Below are 2,560 nucleotides of genomic sequence, written 5' to 3' on the forward strand. Positions count from 1 at the left end.
CCTTGATGGCTATCTCAGACCATATCAATATGACGGGGCAGAACCCATTGATGGGTGAAAACTTGGATGATTTTGGTCCACGTTTCCCTGATATGTCTAAGGCCTACACACCAGAATACCGCGCTACTGCCCATGAAGTGGCTAAAAAACTTGGTATCAAGCTTGATGAAGGTGTCTATATTGGTGTGACTGGTCCGACTTATGAAACACCAGCAGAGATTCGTGCCTATAAGACACTGGGAGCAGATGCCGTTGGTATGTCTACGGTTCCTGAAGTAATCGTGGCAGCCCACTCTGGCTTGAAAGTTCTCGGTATTTCATGTATTACTAACTTTGCGGCTGGTTTCCAAGAAGAACTCAACCACGAAGAAGTTGTAGAAGTAACCGAACGTGTCAAAGGCGACTTTAAAGGCTTGCTGAAAGCGATTCTTGCTGAATTGTAATGAATACTTATCATAGAAAGGTAGAGTGAAGTGTTCTGATTTGAACACGAGCGGAAAATCTTTCATAACAATAAAAGAAAGGATGGGTAAACCGTATTCGCTGAACTGAATACGGGCGGAGAACCGTGTAAAAAAGATAAACTGTCTAGCATCTGCGATGCTTCGTCAGTTTCCTATTTTTACATTGTTCTCTGTCGCTATCCTAAATATACAAAAAGAAAGGTAGAGCGTGTGTTCTGATTTGAACACGAGCGGAAAACTTTTCTAAAAACATAGAGAGGATGGTTCGGTTTTGAATTGAAGCCGGTCTAGTCTTCTCAATATCATCAAAATTAAGAAAGAAAGGAATTGAACCCACCCTAAAAGCAGTGGGAAAAAGATAGTTGGTCTAGCGAGCATCGCTCACTGCGCTCAACTCCTATTTTCCCTTCGCTTTTTGACGGGTTTGGTATCTTATATTATGTCTATCCATATTGCTGCTCAGCAAGGTGAAATTGCTGATAAAATTCTTCTTCCGGGGGATCCTCTTCGTGCGAAATTTATTGCGGAGACCTTCCTTGAAGATGCTGTTTGTTTTAACGAAGTGCGGAACATGTTTGGTTACACTGGTACTTACAAGGGCCACCGTGTATCTGTCATGGGAACTGGGATGGGGATGCCATCCATTTCGATTTATGCGCGTGAGTTGATTGTGGACTACGGTGTAAAGAAATTGATCCGCGTGGGAACTGCTGGTTCTTTGAATGAAGATGTCCACGTCCGTGAATTGGTTTTGGCGCAAGCAGCTGCAACCAACTCAAACATCATCCGCAATGACTGGCCACAGTATGATTTCCCACAAATCGCTAGCTTTGATTTGCTAGACAAGGCCTACCATATCTCCAAAGAACTTGGTATGACAACCCACGTTGGGAACGTCTTGTCATCAGATGTCTTTTACTCAAACTACTTTGAAAAGAACATCGAGCTTGGTAAATGGGGAGTCAAGGCTGTGGAAATGGAAGCAGCAGCTCTTTACTATCTTGCTGCCCAACACCACGTTGATGCCCTTGCTATCATGACCATTTCTGATAGCTTGGTCAATCCAGATGAAGACACCACTGCAGAAGAACGCCAAAATACCTTCACCGATATGATGAAGGTTGGTTTGGAAACCTTGATTGCAGAGTAAATTGTAAACGAAAATCCTGATTTCACTTGAAATCAGGATTTTTTCATAGATGCGATTTTTTCTGGGTCTGGGGTGACACGGAGGGTCTTTTGCCCTGTGTAGGTTACAAAGCCAGGTTTGCCACCAGTTGGTTTATTGAGTTTTTTCACTTCAATCATATCTACCTGAACTAGATTTGACAAGCGCCCTTTGGAAAAGTAGGCAGCTAGCTCCGCTGCATCTGTCTTAACTTCGTCAGAAGGGTCAAGATTTCCTGAGATGACGACATGGCTTCCTGGAATGTCCTTGGCATGGAACCAAAGTTCTTCCTTGCGAGCCATTTTAAAGGTTAGCTCTTCATTTTGCAAGTTGTTACGACCGACATAAATGATGGTTTTGCCATCGCTCGCCAGATACTGTTCTGGTTTTTTGCGTTTCTGGATTTTTTCACGTTGGCGTCTTCTAATGAAGCCAGTTTGGATCAATTCTTCACGTATTTCAGAGATTTCTTCTAGTCCAGCTTGGTTGAGCACAGTCTCCACACTTTCTAGATAAAGAATGGTAGCCTTGGTTTCTTCAATCAGTTCAGTCAGGTATTTGACAGCTTCTTTGAGTTTCTGGTAACGTTTAAAATAGCGTTGGGCATTCTGGCTGGGGGTCAAGGCCTTATCAAGCGCAATGGTGATAGGTTGATTGGTGTAGTAGTTGTCCAAGGTAACCTGATCTTGGTCATTAGGTACTTGATGAAGGAAGGTTGTCAGCAATTCTCCCTTTTGGCGAAATTCCTCAGCATTGTCTGTCGCTAGTAACTCTTTTTCTTGTTTTTTAAGCTTATGTCGATTTTTCTGAAGTTCATTTTCAACACGGCGAATGAGCTCGCTGGCTTGCTGTTTGACGCGATCGCGCTCTGCCTTATCTTTGTAATAGGTATCCAGAAGATCAGAGAGACTGGCAAAAGGCTCTCCCA

General features: G+C 43.3%; 3 protein-coding genes. 2 read left to right on the top strand and 1 reads right to left on the bottom strand.

Going from position 1 to position 2,560, the window contains the following annotated elements:
• Positions 1-443 (top strand): purine-nucleoside phosphorylase (locus GMD4S_RS07900; RefSeq protein WP_000674901.1); only part of this gene is annotated, 443 nt, incomplete at its 5' end.
• Between the two features lie 460 nt (positions 444-903).
• Positions 904-1,614 carry a purine-nucleoside phosphorylase gene (gene deoD, locus GMD4S_RS07905; RefSeq protein WP_000022105.1) on the top strand — a complete coding sequence of 237 codons (711 nt, stop codon included), beginning with the start codon at positions 904-906 and terminating at the stop codon, positions 1,612-1,614.
• A gap of 32 nt (positions 1,615-1,646) precedes the next feature.
• Here deoD and GMD4S_RS07910 read toward each other — a convergent pair.
• Positions 1,647-2,560 (bottom strand): Rqc2 family fibronectin-binding protein (locus GMD4S_RS07910; RefSeq protein WP_000430962.1); only part of this gene is annotated, 914 nt, incomplete at its 5' end.

The organism is Streptococcus sp. GMD4S, assembly GCF_000296955.1.